The organism is Klebsiella sp. K5-204, assembly GCF_030128585.1.
In the GTDB taxonomy this organism is placed as follows: Bacteria; Pseudomonadota; Gammaproteobacteria; order Enterobacterales; family Enterobacteriaceae; genus Klebsiella; species Klebsiella quasipneumoniae.
Genome location: NZ_JAKUZS010000001.1, coordinates 254935 through 270733 on the forward strand (window position 1 = coordinate 254935; position 15799 = coordinate 270733).

General features: G+C 61.0%; 19 protein-coding genes and 1 pseudogene. 8 read left to right on the forward strand and 12 right to left on the reverse strand.

Going from position 1 to position 15799, the window contains the following annotated elements; all coding sequences use genetic code 11:
• The first annotated feature begins 241 nt into the window (after positions 1–241).
• A complete protein-coding gene (locus MKR05_RS01280; protein ID WP_023289245.1) occupies positions 242–481 on the forward strand; it encodes a DUF333 domain-containing protein in 240 nt (79 codons plus the stop codon).
• Here MKR05_RS01280 and MKR05_RS01285 read toward each other — a convergent pair.
• Entirely contained in the window at positions 471–809 is a 339-nt protein-coding gene (locus MKR05_RS01285) for a DUF488 domain-containing protein (RefSeq protein WP_072096655.1), read from the reverse strand. The two genes, MKR05_RS01280 and MKR05_RS01285, sit on opposite strands and share 11 nt — an antisense overlap.
• Positions 810–813: 4 nt before the next feature.
• Positions 814–1323: a DUF523 domain-containing protein gene (locus MKR05_RS01290; RefSeq protein ID WP_023289247.1), complete on the reverse strand. Its 510-nt coding sequence runs from the start codon at positions 1321–1323 to the stop codon at positions 814–816.
• A 145-nt stretch (positions 1324–1468) separates the two neighbouring features.
• Here MKR05_RS01290 and MKR05_RS01295 point away from each other — a divergent pair, with 145 nt between their 5' ends.
• On the forward strand, positions 1469–2161 hold the full coding sequence (locus tag MKR05_RS01295) for a CTP synthase (protein WP_023289248.1): 693 nt from the start codon (positions 1469–1471) through the stop codon (positions 2159–2161).
• Between the two features lie 31 nt (positions 2162–2192).
• On the opposite strand, the gene MKR05_RS01300 is transcribed toward MKR05_RS01295, so the two are convergent.
• The gene (locus tag MKR05_RS01300; RefSeq protein WP_238875538.1) at positions 2193–3368 is read right to left on the reverse strand and encodes a CynX/NimT family MFS transporter; all 1176 of its coding nucleotides are present in this window, start codon (positions 3366–3368) and stop codon (positions 2193–2195) included.
• Between the two features lie 107 nt (positions 3369–3475).
• Here MKR05_RS01300 and MKR05_RS01305 point away from each other — a divergent pair, with 107 nt between their 5' ends.
• A complete protein-coding gene (locus MKR05_RS01305; protein ID WP_072096654.1) occupies positions 3476–4270 on the forward strand; it encodes a helix-turn-helix domain-containing protein in 795 nt (264 codons plus the stop codon).
• Here MKR05_RS01305 and MKR05_RS01310 read toward each other — a convergent pair.
• The 3 genes and pseudogenes from MKR05_RS01310 to MKR05_RS01320 form a co-directional block, all read right to left on the reverse strand.
• Complete coding sequence (locus MKR05_RS01310; protein ID WP_044522266.1) at positions 4254–4700, reverse strand: DUF441 domain-containing protein; 447 nt, start codon at positions 4698–4700, stop codon at positions 4254–4256. The genes MKR05_RS01305 and MKR05_RS01310 overlap by 17 nt on opposite strands.
• Before the next feature lie 117 nt (positions 4701–4817).
• Positions 4818–5318 (reverse strand): YbaK/prolyl-tRNA synthetase associated domain-containing protein, encoded by a 501-nt coding sequence (locus MKR05_RS01315; RefSeq protein WP_023289251.1) that lies wholly within the window; start codon positions 5316–5318, stop codon positions 4818–4820.
• A 95-nt stretch (positions 5319–5413) separates the two neighbouring features.
• Positions 5414–5570 (reverse strand): annotated as a pseudogene (locus tag MKR05_RS01320) (hypothetical protein).
• On the opposite strand from MKR05_RS01320, the gene MKR05_RS01325 reads away from it, so the two are divergent.
• Positions 5565–6701 (forward strand): glycosyltransferase family 9 protein, encoded by a 1137-nt coding sequence (locus tag MKR05_RS01325; protein ID WP_238875536.1) that lies wholly within the window; start codon positions 5565–5567, stop codon positions 6699–6701. The pseudogene MKR05_RS01320 and the gene MKR05_RS01325 sit on opposite strands and share 6 nt — an antisense overlap.
• Before the next feature lie 161 nt (positions 6702–6862).
• Here the strand turns inward: MKR05_RS01325 and MKR05_RS01330 are convergent, their stop codons facing one another.
• Positions 6863–7105: a DinI family protein gene (locus MKR05_RS01330; RefSeq protein ID WP_101989504.1), complete on the reverse strand. Its 243-nt coding sequence runs from the start codon at positions 7103–7105 to the stop codon at positions 6863–6865.
• Between the two features lie 270 nt (positions 7106–7375).
• Between MKR05_RS01330 and MKR05_RS01335 the strand changes: the two genes are divergently transcribed.
• Together MKR05_RS01335 and MKR05_RS01340 are read left to right on the forward strand one after the other, a co-directional pair.
• On the forward strand, positions 7376–7795 hold the full coding sequence (locus MKR05_RS01335) for a translesion error-prone DNA polymerase V autoproteolytic subunit (RefSeq protein ID WP_032452491.1): 420 nt from the start codon (positions 7376–7378) through the stop codon (positions 7793–7795).
• A gap of 2 nt (positions 7796–7797) precedes the next feature.
• Complete coding sequence (locus MKR05_RS01340; RefSeq protein ID WP_072422046.1) at positions 7798–9063, forward strand: Y-family DNA polymerase; 1266 nt, start codon at positions 7798–7800, stop codon at positions 9061–9063.
• Between the two features lie 6 nt (positions 9064–9069).
• Here the strand turns inward: MKR05_RS01340 and MKR05_RS01345 are convergent, their stop codons facing one another.
• On the reverse strand, positions 9070–9975 hold the full coding sequence (locus MKR05_RS01345) for a LysR family transcriptional regulator (RefSeq protein ID WP_023289255.1): 906 nt from the start codon (positions 9973–9975) through the stop codon (positions 9070–9072).
• Between the two features lie 166 nt (positions 9976–10141).
• On the opposite strand from MKR05_RS01345, the gene MKR05_RS01350 reads away from it, so the two are divergent.
• On the forward strand, positions 10142–10891 hold the full coding sequence (locus MKR05_RS01350; RefSeq protein ID WP_101992744.1) for an SDR family oxidoreductase: 750 nt from the start codon (positions 10142–10144) through the stop codon (positions 10889–10891).
• Between the two features lie 90 nt (positions 10892–10981).
• Here MKR05_RS01350 and MKR05_RS01355 read toward each other — a convergent pair whose 3' ends face one another.
• Together MKR05_RS01355 and MKR05_RS01360 are read right to left on the reverse strand one after the other, a co-directional pair.
• Complete coding sequence (locus tag MKR05_RS01355) at positions 10982–11575, reverse strand: ester cyclase (RefSeq protein ID WP_101991932.1); 594 nt, start codon at positions 11573–11575, stop codon at positions 10982–10984.
• 2 nt (positions 11576–11577) lie between these two features.
• Positions 11578–12687, reverse strand: coding sequence for an alkene reductase (locus tag MKR05_RS01360; protein ID WP_238875514.1), 1110 nt, complete (start codon positions 12685–12687; stop codon positions 11578–11580).
• Between the two features lie 100 nt (positions 12688–12787).
• On the opposite strand from MKR05_RS01360, the gene MKR05_RS01365 reads away from it, so the two are divergent.
• Complete coding sequence (locus MKR05_RS01365) at positions 12788–13723, forward strand: LysR family transcriptional regulator (RefSeq protein WP_044522280.1); 936 nt, start codon at positions 12788–12790, stop codon at positions 13721–13723.
• A gap of 13 nt (positions 13724–13736) precedes the next feature.
• Here the strand turns inward: MKR05_RS01365 and MKR05_RS01370 are convergent, their stop codons facing one another.
• Positions 13737–14567 (reverse strand): oxidoreductase, encoded by an 831-nt coding sequence (locus MKR05_RS01370; RefSeq protein ID WP_044522348.1) that lies wholly within the window; start codon positions 14565–14567, stop codon positions 13737–13739.
• Positions 14568–14669: 102 nt separating this feature from the next.
• The gene (locus MKR05_RS01375; protein ID WP_238875535.1) at positions 14670–15677 is read right to left on the reverse strand and encodes an AraC family transcriptional regulator; all 1008 of its coding nucleotides are present in this window, start codon (positions 15675–15677) and stop codon (positions 14670–14672) included.
• Positions 15678–15799 lie beyond the last annotated feature (122 nt).

Sequence of the window (15799 nt, forward strand, 5' to 3'; positions counted from 1 at the left end):
TCAGCGTCGAGTAAACAGTGATATTTTTAAATTTATCACATCTGTCTTGGGAATACTTGTCGACACGGCGGGAAAAAAGCCCCGTCGGGGGCGACGGGGAAAAACTCATTGATTATGGAATGATCTGTTCTCTGGTCAGTTCGAGAACAAGGGTTAATCTACGGGGGAAAAGTGCAGGCAAGATGGAGAAAACGTGGAGATTCAGGCTAAAATCCCCGGGAATTGAAGAAAGGGAGAAAAGATGAAAAAGTTACTGGCTATTTTGCCCCTGGCGCTGGCCGGCTGCGCCCAGCCGCAGCCCACCGCGCCGACGAAAACCATCGGCATGGCCAATCCCGCGTCGGTCTACTGCCAGCAATCCGGCGGCACCCGGGTGCCGGTGCAAACGCCGCAGGGCGTCAGCACCCAGTGCAAGCTGCCCAGCGGCGAAACCCTCGATGAGTGGGCGCTATGGCGCCGGGACCATCCGGCTAAATCGTAACCGGCAGGGCCGCCAGCCAGGCGGCCAGCACCCGGGCATGATTCTGCTCGGTGTTCTTCGCGGCGTACAGCAGCGTCAGCGGCTGGCGCTGCGCCAGCGCCGCCAGCCGCAGGCCCGTTTCGCGATGTGCGTCGAGCTCCTGACGATAGCGCTGGCTGAAGTGGTCGAAATCGATCGCCTCGCCGTGAAAGGCTTTCCGCAGCTCAGCGGACGGCGTTAACTCTTTACACCACTCATCGCAGGCCAGCGCCTCTTTTTTAATCCCCCGCGGCCAGAGACGGTCGACCAGCACCCGATAGCCGTCGCTGCTTTCCTGTGGATCGTACACCCGTTTACATTGAATCATCATCCTGCTCCCTCTGTGCCATCCAGGCGAGCAACTGCGGGATCTGCCCGTCGGAAAATACCGTGATGCCGTGAGCGCGCAGCAGGTCGGCGGCCACGCCGGCGCCCGCTTTGCGCCGCCCGCGAAAGGAACCGTCATAGATAAACTGACTGCCGCAGGTGGGGCTGCCGTCGGTGAGTAATGCCGCCTGACATCCCGCTTCCCGGGCGGCGCTGAGCGCCAGCCAGGCGGCCAGCTGATAATGTCCCGTGACGTCGCGGCCGTCGCTTTCCACGATCCGCGCCCGTCCGGCAAGCACATCGCCGCCGGCGCCGCCGAGGATCTCCGCCGGCAGGCGGGGCGTCGGCAGACCGGCCGCCAGCTCCGGGCAGTGGATCACCAGACGATCCGCCTGCTGCCAGCGGGACAGGGTCGCCGCCAGCTGCGCTTTCTCGCTACCGTTATATCGCACCTGGAATCCCATCAGGCAGGCGCTGACCAAAAGCTTACTTTTCATCCTCTCTCCCTTTTGCGCTTGCTCCAGTATACCTCACCCACCGGCCACGGCGGTGGGGTGAAAATAAGGATTGTGTTCCGCGGAGGGGATCGCTATCCTGACGTGCCTTGTGCTGCTCGTCTCGTCCAGACATAAGGAACCTGCTATGAAAACCCCTTTACGCCTCGCCCTCGTCGGCGATTATCACCCCGATATTGTTGCCCATCAGGCCATTCCCCTGGCGATAGACGATGCTGCCGCCGTGCTGGAGCAGCCGGTGAAATATGACTGGCTCGCCACCCCGTCGATCGCCTCCGGCGACGCGCTGGCGGAGTACGATGCCGTCTGGGTCGTTCCCGGCAGCCCGTATCATCACCCGGAAGGCGCGTTTGCCGCTATCCGCTATGCCCGTGAAAACAGCATTCCTTTCCTCGGCACCTGCGGCGGCTTTCAGCATGCGGTGATTGAATACGCCCGTAACGTGCTCGGCTGGCAGGACGCGGGTCATGCGGAAACCGACAGTGAAGGGCGGATGGTGATCGCTCCCCTCAGCTGCTCGCTGGTGGAGACTTCTGCCGTCGTCGAGCTGCGGGCGAATACGCTGATTGCCCGCGCCTATGGTCGGGAGAGCATTGAAGAGGGCTACCACTGCCGCTACGGGGTGGATAGCGCGTTTGCCGCGGAGCTGGAGCAGGGCGATCTGCGCGTCACCGGCTGGGATGAAGAGGGCGAGATCCGCGCCGTCGAGTTGGTGACGCACCCGTTTTTTGTCGCCACCTTGTTTCAACATGAACGCCACGCGCTGGACGGGCGTCCTGCGCCGCTGGTGCAGGCGTTGCTGCGCGCCGCGGCACAATAACCCTACCGGCAGCGGGCGCTGCCGGTCATTTTCAGGGATGAATCTCCCGGTCGCGCCCGGCGAGGGCGCCGCAGACCGCCATCACCAGCGAAATCAGCGCCACCGCCAGCAGCGGAATATGCCAGTCGCCATTGGCATCGTGGATCCTGCCCATCAGCGGCGGTCCGCAGGCGGCCAGCAGATAGCCGACGCTCTGCGCCATCCCCGACAGCGCCGCGGCCTGGTGCGCCGAGCTGGCGCGCAGGCCGATAAACGTCAGGCCGAGGATCATCGTGGCCCCGGAGCCAAAGCCGAACAGCAGCGTCCAGCCGATGGCCAGCCCTGGCAGCAGCCACAGCCCGGCGGCGCTGATGGCGCACATCAGGGCGACCAGCACCGCGATCCCGCGCTGGTCGCGCAGCCGATGCAGGATCAGCGGTATCGCCAGGCCGGGCGCGGCGGTCGCCAGCTGCAGCAGGCCATGCAGCGAGCCGGCCTGCGCTTCGCTATAGCCCATACTCTGCAGAATCGACGGCAGCCAGCCGATAATCACGTAATAGACCAGCGAGTTGATGCCGAGGAACAGCGTCACCTGCCAGGCCAGCGCCGACCGCCAGATCCCCCGGTTATGCATGGCGCCTGAGCCGGTCAGCGGCGCCTCCGCTTGACGCCGGGACTGCGGCAGCCAGCTGACGAGCGCCAGCAGCGGGAAGATCATCAGCAGCAGCATCGCCCCGCGCCAGCCGAATCCGGCCATCGCCACGGGGACCACCAGCGCCGAGCCAAGCGCCGCCGCGCCGCCCATCGTCAGGGAATAGGCGCCGGTCATCCGGGCGACATGCTGCGAGAAATCCCGTTTAATCAGCCCGGGCAGCAGCACGTTACCCAGCGCAATGCCGCAGCCGATCACCGCCGTGCCGATAAACAGCCATGCAGCGGAGGGCAGGGAGCGCAGGGCAATGCCGGCGCAGATCAGCAGCATCGCCAGCAGCAGGCTGCGCTCCATGCCGAACCGGCGGGCAACCCCAGCCGCCAGCGGCGAGACAAGGCCAAAGGCCAGCAGCGGCAGGGTGGTGAGCAGCCCGGTCTGCGCGGTGGTCAGGCCATAGTCGCTACGAATCGCGTCCAGCAGCGGCGCCGCGCCGGTAAAGACCACGCGCAGGGTGGTGGCGATGAGCAGGATACCGGCAATCAGCAGCGCGGGGCGGCGGCCGGTGGAGGAGATCACAGAAGACATATCATTCTCAAGGTAACTAACGAGGGGGGTTACGATAGCGACTTTGTCCCCTGTTTAAATCAAGCTAAAATGACAGATTATCGCTAATATCGGACAACATGATGATCGGACTGGGTCTGGATGGTTATGAACCGGACAGTGGCCACGAATCGGCTATTGCCTTTCGTATTCGGGTGGTGGAGGCGGAGCAGTATATTCCGGCGCATTCCCACCGTAAGGGGCAGCTGATCCTCGCCCTGCACGGCGCCTTGACCTGCGAGGTGGAGAACGCGATGTGGATGGTGCCGCCGCAGTATGCGGTGTGGGTCCCGGGGCAGCTTTCCCACAGTAACCGCGCCACCCCCGGCGCCCAGGTGTGCTTCCTGTTCATCGAGCCGGGCGCCGCGCCGATGCCGGACCGCTGCTGTACGTTAAAGATTTCCCCACTGGTGCGGGAGCTGATCCTCACCCTGGCGGAACGCGGCGGCGAGTCGCTGGCCGCCCCTGCCACGGCCCGGCTGGTGCAGGTGCTGTTTGATGAGCTGCCCCGGCAGCCGCAGGAGCACCTGCAACTGCCGGTATCGAACCACCCGAAAATTCGTCAGATGGTGACGATGATGGCCGAGGATCCGGCGCGCTGGCAGACCCTGAGCCAGTGGGCGGCGGAGTTCGCGATGAGCGAGCGCAATCTGGCGCGGCTGGTAGTGCGTGAAACGGGGCTGAGCTTTCGCCGCTGGCGCCATCAGCTGCAGCTGATCCTTGCGCTGCAGCAGCTGATCCGCGGGCAGACGGTGCAGCAGACGGCCCAGGCGCTGGGCTACGATTCCACCACCGCCTTCATCACCATGTTTAAGAAAGGGCTCGGACAGACGCCGGGCCGCTATCACGGCAGCCTGGCTACGACTTCCCAATAAACAACGAGATGATCCCGGCGGCAATCAGCGGCCCGACCGGGACGCCGCGAAACAGGGCGACGCCGAGCACCGTACCGACCAGCAGTCCGGCCACCAGCTGCGGCTGGGAGCCCATCAGCGAGACGCCGCGCCCGCCGAGCCACGAAACAAACACCCCGACCGCAATCGCCAGCAGTGATTTCCAGTTCATAAAGGAGTGGATCAGGGTCGACGGCGGCAGCGTGCCGCTGGCGATGGGCGCCATCACGCCGATAGTCAGAATGATGATCCCGACGGTCAGTCCCTGTTTCTCAATCCAGGGAAAGAAGGCGTTCAGCGGCGTGACGCGCACGATAATCAGCACGAGGATGGAGATCGCTACGGTGGTGTTATGGCTGATAAAGCCGAGCGCCGCCAGACCCAGCAGGATCAACAGGGTGGTATCAAACATGTACAGAGGTCCTTGCCAAAAAAAGAAAGCTAAAAAATATCCCGCTTACTCTACGCATCGTGGCGTGAATAAACAGGATTTTTGCGCCATGCGGCGGAAATCAGGGCCGATGCCCGGTTAGCTAAGACGGCGAAAGGTCGCGATCTCCGGTCGGGCGATATGTAAATAGTCTTCGGTATCGAGAATGATCGACCGGTCCAGGCGCCCGGCGTTAAAGGCGATTTGTGGAAAGCGCTCAAACAGCAGCGGGTCGGCCACCAGGCGCAGCGCCGGATGGAAGCTGAAGGGGGGAATGGCGCCGAACACGCAGGCGGTGAGCGCCTCCACTTCCGCCGGGCTGGCCAGCGAGGCTTTGCTGCCGCCGATATGCCGGGCCAGGCTGGCCAGATCGGCCTGCTGATCGGCGGCGAGGATCGCCAGCACATGCTGGTTGACGCCGTTTCCTTTTACTTTACAGACTAACGCTTTCGCGCCCTGGCCAAGCGCGGTGCCGCGGATCGCCGAGACGGCTTCGCACTGGCCGACCGCGTCGTGCGCCATCACCCGGTAGCGCGCCTGGTGTTCGTCGAGCAGCGCGCACAGGCGCTGGTGGATATTACCTTCTACTGCTTCAAGCATAGCGTCCTCCTGACAGCATAAAGCAGCCAGCTTAGCGCTGTTGCGCCAGCCTGCCAACGGTGGGCCGGGAAATTCACTATTCACTCATTATTGCTTCACAGTGCTGTGTTGCAATCCCGCAGGGCTGGATGAGTTTTGTAAATAAAAAAAAGAATGATTTTCATTTTCAATCGAACTTTTTTTATTTCGCTCAGTCTTTATCGGACGACACAGAATATTAATGATTGCCGTAATGAGGTTAGGATGATGCACGATGCAACCATGCAGGGTTCCCCACGCAAGAAGTTTAATAAAATAAGGGAGCTCAACAGACGGCGAAATTACTTTACTAAGAAAGTACGTAATTCCCTGCGGGTGGGAGTGGCGAAAGCGCTCTGGGATCGCCGACGCCGTCAGCCGGTGGATTTGTCGTCCGCGAAAACCGTCTTACTGATGCGCAATGAGGGGGCGGTCGGCGATGTGGTAGTGGATTCCGCGCTGGTGAAATGCCTGCATCAGTCAGGCTATATCGTTGATTTCCTGCTGACGACCTCTAATAGCCAGGTGATGCGTTATAACCCGCGGATCCGCCATATTTATGAAGCTGACCCGGTCACGTCCGCCGATTTTTTGCGAAAATTTAATCATAACGTTCCCCGCGACGTTATTAATGAACTGGCTAATAATAAGTACGATATTATTATTGACCCTTCGCTGTTCGATATTCCCGTGCATCGTCTACGGCTTTTCCGACAAATAAAAGCGAAATCGGTGCTCGGGTTTAATAAATGGCCGTCGATTAAGCACTACTCCCACTCATTTGATTTTGACTGCCAGCGCTGGCACGTGACGAAAACGTTCGAGTTGATCGCCGACTATCTCAAACTGGACACCTGCGGGCTGGATGCTTACGACCTGGCGATCCCCGGGCCGATTATGCAGGAGGTGGCGCAGTATCTGGCGTCGCTGAGCGGAAAAGCGGTAGTGATTAATATTTTTGCCGGCCATGCCGACCGGAGTCTCTCCCAGACGCAGCTGGCCGAACTCCTCGACAAGCTGCTGGCTCGCCATCCGGGGATCGCGGTGATTCTGCTCGATCACCGGCGCGAGATCCGCATCCCGCTGCCGCCGGAGGTGGTGGTTAATCCATTTAACACGTTGCACCATGCGATGGCGCTGATTGCCCAGGCGAAGCTGATTATCTCCCCGGACACCTCGGTGGTGCACATGGCGGCGGCGTGGAACAAACCGCTGATCGCGGTCTACAAGGACGTTCTGCTCAACAACCGTCTGTGGGCGCCGGGCTATGACAACGCCAGGCAGGTTATCGTTAAATGCGGGAAGGTGCATCAGCATCGCGAGCTGGTGGATCGGATAATGGCGGCGCTGCCGGAGACGCTGTGAGGCGATGAGGGGAGGCTCACCTGCTGGCCGTATGCAAGAGCCAGCAGGTGAGCGAAGGTTGCATTGCCAGTCTGCAACCGCCGCTATTGTACTGTTGCCCGTGGCTCTGCCACATCCGGGAAAGCTCTTAAAGAGGGGGGGGCCGCGAGGGACGGGCGGGATTACCCTTCAGTGAGCCACATGTCCGCCTCTTCAAACATCTCCTGCACCGTGCGGCTGATCAGCTCTTTTTCATGCTTGCTGGCGTCGGTGTTGATCGCCGGGAGCGTCATCATCGGCTTCACCCGCACTTCCGCCTCCGGAAAAATGCGCTGCATGCGTTTGGTCAGCTCGTTAAGAATGGTCTCTCTGGCGCCCGGCAGCCCGGCAAAATTGCGCTTGTCATAAATCAGTTCCACAAACATCTTCTGTCCTCTGTATGCTGATCGCGGGCGATAGTTTTACTGTATTAATGTACAGTGTCAAGCGATTGCCGCGGCGCTGCGCATCCGCCACCACGCGCGACGGGCGGGCTGCGCGCAAAAGCAGCAAACGGTTCGCCACCGACGACGGTGACCTTCAGTGACATCAAGGAGTTATTTCAGTGCTGGCGATTGATAGCTGGAGCCGATATTGACCGGCAAAACCGGCAAAACTACTGTATATATATTCAGTATTATATGGTGGGTTGAAAAATGAACTTTTACACGCCGGTTGAGCTACGTCAGATTGTCTCCTTCCCCTTTTTTGCCGACCTGGTGCAGTGCGGCTTTCCCAGCCCGGCTCAGGACTATGTCGAGAAGCGAATCGACCTCAACGAGCTGCTGGTGCAGCATCCCAGCGCGACCTATTTTGTCAAAGCCGCTGGCGACAGCATGATCGACGCCGGCATTGACGAAGGCGATCTGCTGGTGGTGGACAGCGCGCGCAAAGCGGAGCATGGCGATATCGTGATTGCCGCCGTCGGCGGCGAGTTTACCGTAAAAAAGCTGCAGCTTTTGCCGCGGGTGCAGCTTAACCCGATGAACCCGGCCTATTCGCCCATCGTGGTCGGCCGCGAGGAGACGCTCGATATTTTCGGCGTGGTGACCTACATCATCAAGGCGGCGGGCTGATCATGTTCGCGCACTGTGATGTGAACGCCTTCTATGCGAGCTGCCAGACCGCCTTCCGGCCAGACCTGAAGGGGCGGCCGGTAGTGGTGCTGTCGAACAACGATGGCTGCGTGATCGCCCGCTCGGTGGAGGCGAAGCCGTTTGTGAAAATGGGCGAACCCTACTTTAAGCAGAAGCAGGCGTTTCTTCGCCACGGCGTCGTGGCGTTCAGCAGCAACTATGAGCTGTACGCCGACATGTCCAGCCGGGTGATGTCCACCCTGGAAGAGCTCGCCCCGCGCTGCGAAATTTACAGTATTGATGAAGCCTTTTGCGATGTCAGCGGCGTGCGCCACTGCAGAGATCTGACTGACTTTGGCCGGGAAATCCGCGCCACGGTGCAGCAGCGCACCCATCTGACGCTGGGCGTCGGGATCGCCCCGACCAAAACCCTGGCGAAGCTGGCCAACCACGCGGCGAAGCAGTGGCAGCGGCAGACGGGCGGGGTAGTGGATTTATCTTGCCCGCAGCGGCAGCGAAAGCTGATGGCGCTGCTGCCGGTGAGTGAGGTCTGGGGCATCGGGCGGCGGATCGGCAAAAAGCTCGAGGCGATGGGGATCGGCACGGTACTTCAGCTCGCGGAGAGCGATATCCGCTTTATCCGCAAGCACTTCACGGTGGTGCTCGAGCGAACGGTACGGGAGCTGCGCGGCGAGCCTTGCCTGGCGCTGGAGGAGTTTGCCCCCGCGAAGCAGGAAATTATCTGCAGCCGCTCGTTCGGGGATCGCATTACGGCCTATGAGGATATGCGCCAGGCGATCTGCAGCTATGCCGCGCGGGCAGCAGAAAAGCTGCGCGGTGAGCATCAGTACTGCCGGTTCGTCTCCGCCTTTGTCAAAACCAGCCCCTTCGCGCTGAATGAACCCTATTACGGCAACAGCGCCTCGCTGAAGCTGCTGACGCCGACGCAGGATTCCCGGGATATTATCGCCGCGGCGACAAGCTGCCTGGACGGCATCTGGAAAGCGGGGCACCGCTATCAGAAGGCCGGGGTGATGCTCGGCGATTTCTACAGCCAGGGCGTCGCCCAGCTGAACCTGTTCGACGAGCTTGCCCCGCGGCAGAACAGCGCCAGGCTGATGCAGGTGCTCGACCAGCTGAATGCGAAAAACGGCAGGGGGGCGCTCTATTTTGCCGGCCAGGGGATCCAGCAGCAGTGGCAGATGAAGCGAGAGATGCTATCGCCGCGCTACACCACGCGATACGGCGACCTGCTCCGCGTCAGATAACGCGCTTTATCCCTGCACAGCAGCCGGAAAAACCGCCGCCAGCCAGTCAATAAAGACGCGGAGCCGGGGCGGGACGTGCCGGTGCCGGGCATAGACGACGTGAAAAGGATAGGGGGCCGGGCGCCAGGCGGCGAGGATCTCCACCAGTTTGCCGCTTGCCAGCGCCGGTCTTAGCGAATAGGTAAAGGTCTGCACAATGCCTAAGCCCGCCTCGACGGCGGCAATATGCGCGTTGCTCTCATTGATGCCGAGATGGGGCTCTGTCTTGAGCTCGGTACTGACGCCGTGACGCGTAAAGCGAAACGGAAACGCTCTGCCGCTGGCCGGCGACAGATAGCTGATGAGCTGGTGGCCATGATGGAGTTCATCCGGCGAGGCGGGCGTGCCGCAGCGCTGAAGATAGCCCGGGGTGGCGCAGGTAACCAGCGTCGCCTCGCCGATTTTACGGGCGATCAGCGTCGAGTCTTCCATCGGCCCGCCGCGGATGGCGCAGTCAATATTGCCGCTGATGAGGTCCGCGGGTTTATCGGCCACCTGCAAATCAATACGGATATCCGGCCAAGAGGTCATAAAGTCCGCCAGCAGCGGGATCAGCACATCGCGCGCGGTCGACCCGCCGATGGCGATCCGCAGATGGCCCTTCGGCTTATTGTGGGCGGTATTGAAGGAGGCGTCGATCTCTTCCAGGTCTTCCAGCAGGCAGCGAGCTTTTTCATAGTACTCCCGTCCTTCCGGCGTTACGGTAATACGCCGGGTGGTGCGCTGCAGGAGGGAAACCCCCAGGTGCGCTTCCAGTTGCTTGATGGTTTTGCTGAGGGTGGCGTTGGGCATATCCAGCGAGTCCGCGGCGCGGGTAAAGCTGCCGGCTTCGACAACGCGGGTGAAGGCTTTGAGGGCTGAAAACCGGTCCATTATGGGCGTGATCCTGGTTATTGGACGTCATTATCCACGGAGGGGAAAAGTGTTTTTCAGATTAGGCCATTTTTCCGCCTCTGTGAGGCGATTACAGTGCTTTCCATACCCGGCGGGACGCTTTCGCGAGCCTGGCCTGTTTATACTCTAACCAAGGAAATGCACCATGAGCAAAAAACTTGCGGATAAAGTGGCGTTAGTGACCGGCGGCAGCACCGGGATTGGCCTGGCGTCGGCGAAAGCGCTGGCGGAGCAGGGCGCGAAGGTGTATATCACCGGCCGCCGACAGGAGGAGCTGGATGCGGCGGTAAGATTCATCGGGCCCGCCGCCCGCGGGATCCGCGCCGACGCCGCCGTGTTAAGCGACCTTGACGCGGTATTTGCGACCATTGCCGATGAGTCCGGCCGCCTGGATGTGCTGTTCGCCAATGCTGGCGGCGGGGATATGCTGCCGCTCAGCGCCATCACCGAAGCGCACGTCGAGCGGATTTTCGCCACCAACGTGCGCGGGGTGGTGTTCACCGTCCAGAAAGCGCTGCCGCTGCTCACCGACGGCGCCTCGGTGATTTTGACCGGCTCTACGGCGGCGGTCAAAGGGACGGCGAACTTCAGCATCTATAGCGCCAGTAAGGCCGCGGTACGCAGCCTGGCGCGCTCCTGGGCGCTGGAGATGAACGATCGCGGGATCCGCATCAATGTCGTCAGCCCGGGTCCGGTGCGTACCCCGGGTCTGGGCGGGCTGGTGGCGGAGGCGGACCGCCAGGGCTTGTTCGACGCCCTGGCCGCCAGCGTACCGCTCGGACGGCTGGGCGAGCCGGAGGAGATTGGCCGGACGGTGGTATTTTTAGCGTCGGATGAGTCGAGCTTTATTAACGCCGCAGAGATCTATGTCGACGGCGGGCTGGCGCAAATTTAAGCGCCGGACTCCGCCAGGCGAGCCGTCCTGGCGGAGTCCGGGGCGGCTCGTGGTTTTGCCGATCGCTTACTCATCATCCGGGTGGGCAGCTTATTGCGCGCCCAGCTGTTTCATCAGCGTCAGGTTATCTTCAATATGCCAGTTGGCGGCAATTTTACCGCCGCTGATCTGATAGATATCGGTGGCGATAAAATCGATATTTTGTCCCTTCCCCTTCCGGGTGCCGAAGGTCCCGGTAAAGTGGCCATGAAAATGTAAGTGTGAGACCACCCGGTCACCGGCCACGATCATTTGTTCGACATCACAGCGTAAATCCGGCACCGCCTGGCGAAACGCTCTGGAGGCGAGGATCGCTCCTTCCGGCCCCTGTTGGCGCCCTTCCGGGGGCGTTTTATCGATAAAATTCCCCGCCAGCGCCGCCCTGGCCAGCGCGTCATCGCCGGTATTCCAGAACGTGGCGTATTGCCTGGCGACATATTCATTGGCGGCGCGTGTGGCAGCGGGAAGGCTGCTATCAACGATGAGCTGGGCTGGCTTCAGCAGATCCTGCGGGGCTGAAAACGCGGAGCCGGACATTCCGGCAAGCAGCAGCGCGGTGGCGCAGCGACGGCGCGTGAGGCCGCGTCTGGCCAGCGTGCGGGCAACAGCGACACCACGCCCGGCAGGTAACATGTTGTGGGTCATTTTCACTCTTTATGCTCCGTATAGAAGGGATAGTCGGTATAGCCCGCCGCCGTTCCGCCAAACAGCGTGCCGGGATCGCTGACGGTCGCCAGCGGCCAGCGGTGCTGAAGCCGCTGCGGCAGGTCGGGATTGGCAATAAACGGCCGGCCGAAAGCCACCAGGTCGGCGAGACCGGCGCCAAGAATGCGCTCCGCCTTCTGCTGATCGTAATTCCCGGCCACGATCAGCGTGCCGCTGAAGGTCGCGCGCAGCGTGTCGCGGAAGTGCCGGGGAACGGCTGGCGCATCGTTCCAGTCCGCCTCCGCCAGGTGGATAAAGGCGATACCCTGCTGTTCGCACCAGGCCGCCAGGGCAAGGATGGCGTCGATCACCTGCGGGTCATTCATCCCGCGCTGGGTAATGAAGGGGGAAAGGCGGATGCCCGTCCGCTCGCGGCCGATAGCGTCGCCGATGGCGGTCAGCACCTCCTGGGCAAAACGGATCCGGTTGTTCAGGCTACCGCCGTACTCATCGGTGCGCTGGTTGGCGGTACGCCGCAGGAACTGGTCGATCAGATAGCCATTGCCGCCGTGCACCTCCACGCCGTCAAACCCCGCCGCGATCGCATTGCGCGCCGCCTGGCGGTAATCGGCGACAATACGCTGGATATCCGACCGGGAGAGCGCCCGCGGCGGTGGGCAGTCCACCATCTGCCCCCGGCCTTGCTCATCCACCACCCAGACCTGGGCGTTCGGCGCCAGCGCCGAGGGGGCCACGGGTTGACCATCCGCATGAAAACGGGCGTGCGACATGCGTCCCACGTGCCAGAGCTGAGAAAAAATAACGCCGCCGGCCTGGTGTACGGCCCGGGTCGTCAACTGCCAGCCGGCAATCTGGGCTGCGGAATGCAGGCCGGGCGTCCAGGAGTACCCCTGTCCCTCGGGAGAGATTTGCGTCGCTTCCGTGACGATCAAACCCGCGCTGGCGCGCTGGCGGTAATACTCCGCCATCAGCGCGGAGGGGATATTTCCCGGCTGCAGGGCGCGCGCCCGGGTCATGGGGGCCATGACGATGCGGTTTTTCAGCGGCAGCGTACCGATGCGATGACGATCAAAAAGTGAGAGCGTATTCATAATGATGTCCCTTGCGAGTGGAATGGAAATCACTTTACAGTCGGGATCTGATTTTGATAATTAGACGAAAAACAGATTCACTTTTCGGGAAATGCGAAAAATGGGCAAGCTGGAAGATATGGCGCTGCTGGTGGCCGTCGCCGAGGCGGGGGGACTCTCCGCCGCCGGCAGACGGTTGTCGCTCTCGCCGGCCACCATGACTGCACGTCTGAAGGCGATGGAAGAGCGTTATCAGACCCGCCTGTTCCATCGTTCCACGCGGGCTATCACCCTGACCAACGCGGGGGAAGATTTTTATCATGCCGCGCGGCGCGTGCTGGAGGAGGCGCGCCACGCCGAGTCGTTGCTGACGCAAAAAGAGGGGGTCCTGAGCGGCGATATTCGCCTTTCCGCCCCCTCCGACTTTGGCCGACAATACCTTAGCCCGGCCATCGTCGACTTTACCCGCCGGCACCCGGAAGTGACCTTTTCCGTCTACTTAGGCGAGCGCGTGGAGGATCTGGTCGCCAACCGGCTGGATATGAGCATCCGCGTCGGTAACCTGCCGGACAGTAGCCTGGCCATCCGCCACATTCGTCCTAACCACCGAGTGCTGGTGGCCTCGACGGCTTACCTTGCCGCCCGTGGAACGCCTGCTTCGCCCGAGGCGCTGCATCATCATCGCTGCCTGGCGCTGGAGCGGCACGGCGTGGTGATGAACGAGTGGCGCTTTGAGGAGGCGGGAAAAGAGCAGGTCATCCGGGTAACGCCGGCGATGGTCTGCGACGATGGGGCACTGCTGCGGCAGTGGGCGCTCAGCGGGGCGGGGATCGCCGGTAAATCATGGTGGGATGTGAAGAGGGATGTCGAGGAGGGGCGGCTTCAGGTGTTGTTTGCCGACCGCTTCACCGGTTTCAGCCGGTTAGACCGCAAGGAGGTTGGGCTGCAGTTTGTCTTTCCCCAGCGAAAGCTGCAGCCCCCTCAGGTATCGGCGTTTATGGCGTTTTTTATCGACTGGCTGGAAGAGTCATCCCCCTCCAGCGCGAGGCGAAAGTGAGCAGAACATGACCTCAGCGCATCTGGCTGAGGATAATACGATCGAAAAGACGGTCGCCCAGCCAGACACGCATCCGGATAAGCAATTTGGCATACTTACCGACGGCATAACGGGGGCGTGGATTTGAGGCATTCACCGCGACCAGGACCACCTCGGCGATCGTCTGCGGGTCGCTGCCGGTGCCATGGCCGTACGTTTTTTGGATCGACAGGGCGACCCCTTTTACCAACTGACCATACGGTCCTGTGGCCGAACGTTTGACAATACTTTCACTGGCCGCATCGCCGAAGCCGGTTTCAATCACTCCAGGTTCGATGATAACCACCTTGATGCCGAAGTCGGCAACTTCCAGCCGCAGGCAGTCTGACCACCCCTCAAGTGCATGTTTGGTGGCGTGGTACCATGCGCCGAGGACGCTATACATCTTCCCGCCCATGGAAGAGATATTGACAATATATCCGCGACGGCGGGCGCGCATCGCGGGAAGCAGTAGTTGCGTGAGATGTGCCGCGCCGAAGAGATTGACCTCAAACTGGTAGCGAGCCTCATCGATGCCGATCTCTTCGACCGGGCCATACAGGCCAAAACCGGCATTATTGACCAGTACATCGACCCCTCCGGTCTGAGACAGAATGGTGTTCACGACCGCCAGCCGATCGTCCTGCCGTGAGAGATCCATCTGCAGGCATTGGGCCCCTAGCGAAGCCAGATCTTCCATTTTCCCGAGCTGCCGGGCAGCAACGTAAACCTGGTAACCCTCCTGGATAAGACGACGGGCAATGGCTTTCCCCATCCCTGACGATGCGCCGGTGACCAGCGCGGTTTTATTTTCCTGAATAAACATAAGCACCTCGGCAAGTAGACTGCGCTGAGTGTGCCTGCTGTCAGGCGCGGTGTCGCTGGCACGGTGCGCCACAATACTGGCAAAGCGCGCCATGACGCGCGCTTAGTTGAGGCGCATCATGTCTCTGAGGGTTTCTGGCGTCTGGCCGGTCCACGCCATAAAAGCCCGGTAGAAGGAATTTGGATCTTCAAAACCGAGCAGAAAGGCGATTTCATAGCCGGAAAGCGTGGTATTGAGAAGATAGTGGCGAGCCAGCGCTTCGCGACAAGCGTGAACAAGGGCGCGATAATTCTCTCCCTCCTGCGCCAGCCTGCGCTGCAGGGTGCGTTTGCTCATTCCCAGACGTTGCGCCGTATTGTCGATAGAGGCGTCGTTGCCCGGCAGAAGCTCCAGCAGGACTGCATGAACACGTTCAGCCGTTGAGGCCTGATCGCTAAGCTGGCTGAGACGACGCTTCAGCTCCGGCTCAAAGACCTGCCACATACCCTCGTTCACCGTCAAAAAGGGCCGCAGGGCATCAGCGGCGGCAAAGCTGATGGTCGCCCGCTTTCCACGCTGTATGGTCGTGCCGAAGAAGGCTGAAAAGTGGTGGGTCTGCTGGCGGGTGAGGGGCTGTGAGAGCGTTACTTTCACGGCCTGAACCGGTTCGCGGGTGGCCAGTCGGTTCAGACGAAGTAAAAATGCCAGCTCTGCCACTTCCAGAGAGGCAGGGATTTCTGTTGCTCCCAGCCAGCGCGGAGACACTGTCAGCGTGCCGTTCTGCACGACCGTCGTCTCCAGCACCATGGGGGCAATAAGCAGTTTATACCTGGCCAGCCGCTGGACCGCCTGCATCATGTGGGTACTACACAAGGCGGCGAACAGCGGGGGATCAAACACTTCCGCAGAGACCCTTTCTACAAAGGGCAAAGGAAAGGCCTGATCGTCGCTTTCTTTTTCCAGCACGCGCCAGAAACGCAGATACTCATCGGTAGTCAGACCGCGATTGATGTCTGAAAAGGTGTCGTCCGGCAAACCGGCCTGGCGGAGAAGATGTTCAGGCTCCATCCCTGCGTCTTTGAGCAGCGCTCGCCAACGGAGATTGAGAGAAAAAGTGCGGTTGCGTGCCATGGTGAGATTTCCAGCAGTGAACAGGGCTTTGATGTGCAACGCCCCCTGATAAGAGCATACCTTTTCCCACCCGCCAGTGACATTCCTCTTGTGCCATATTTGAAGTAAAGCACGCCAGCAAT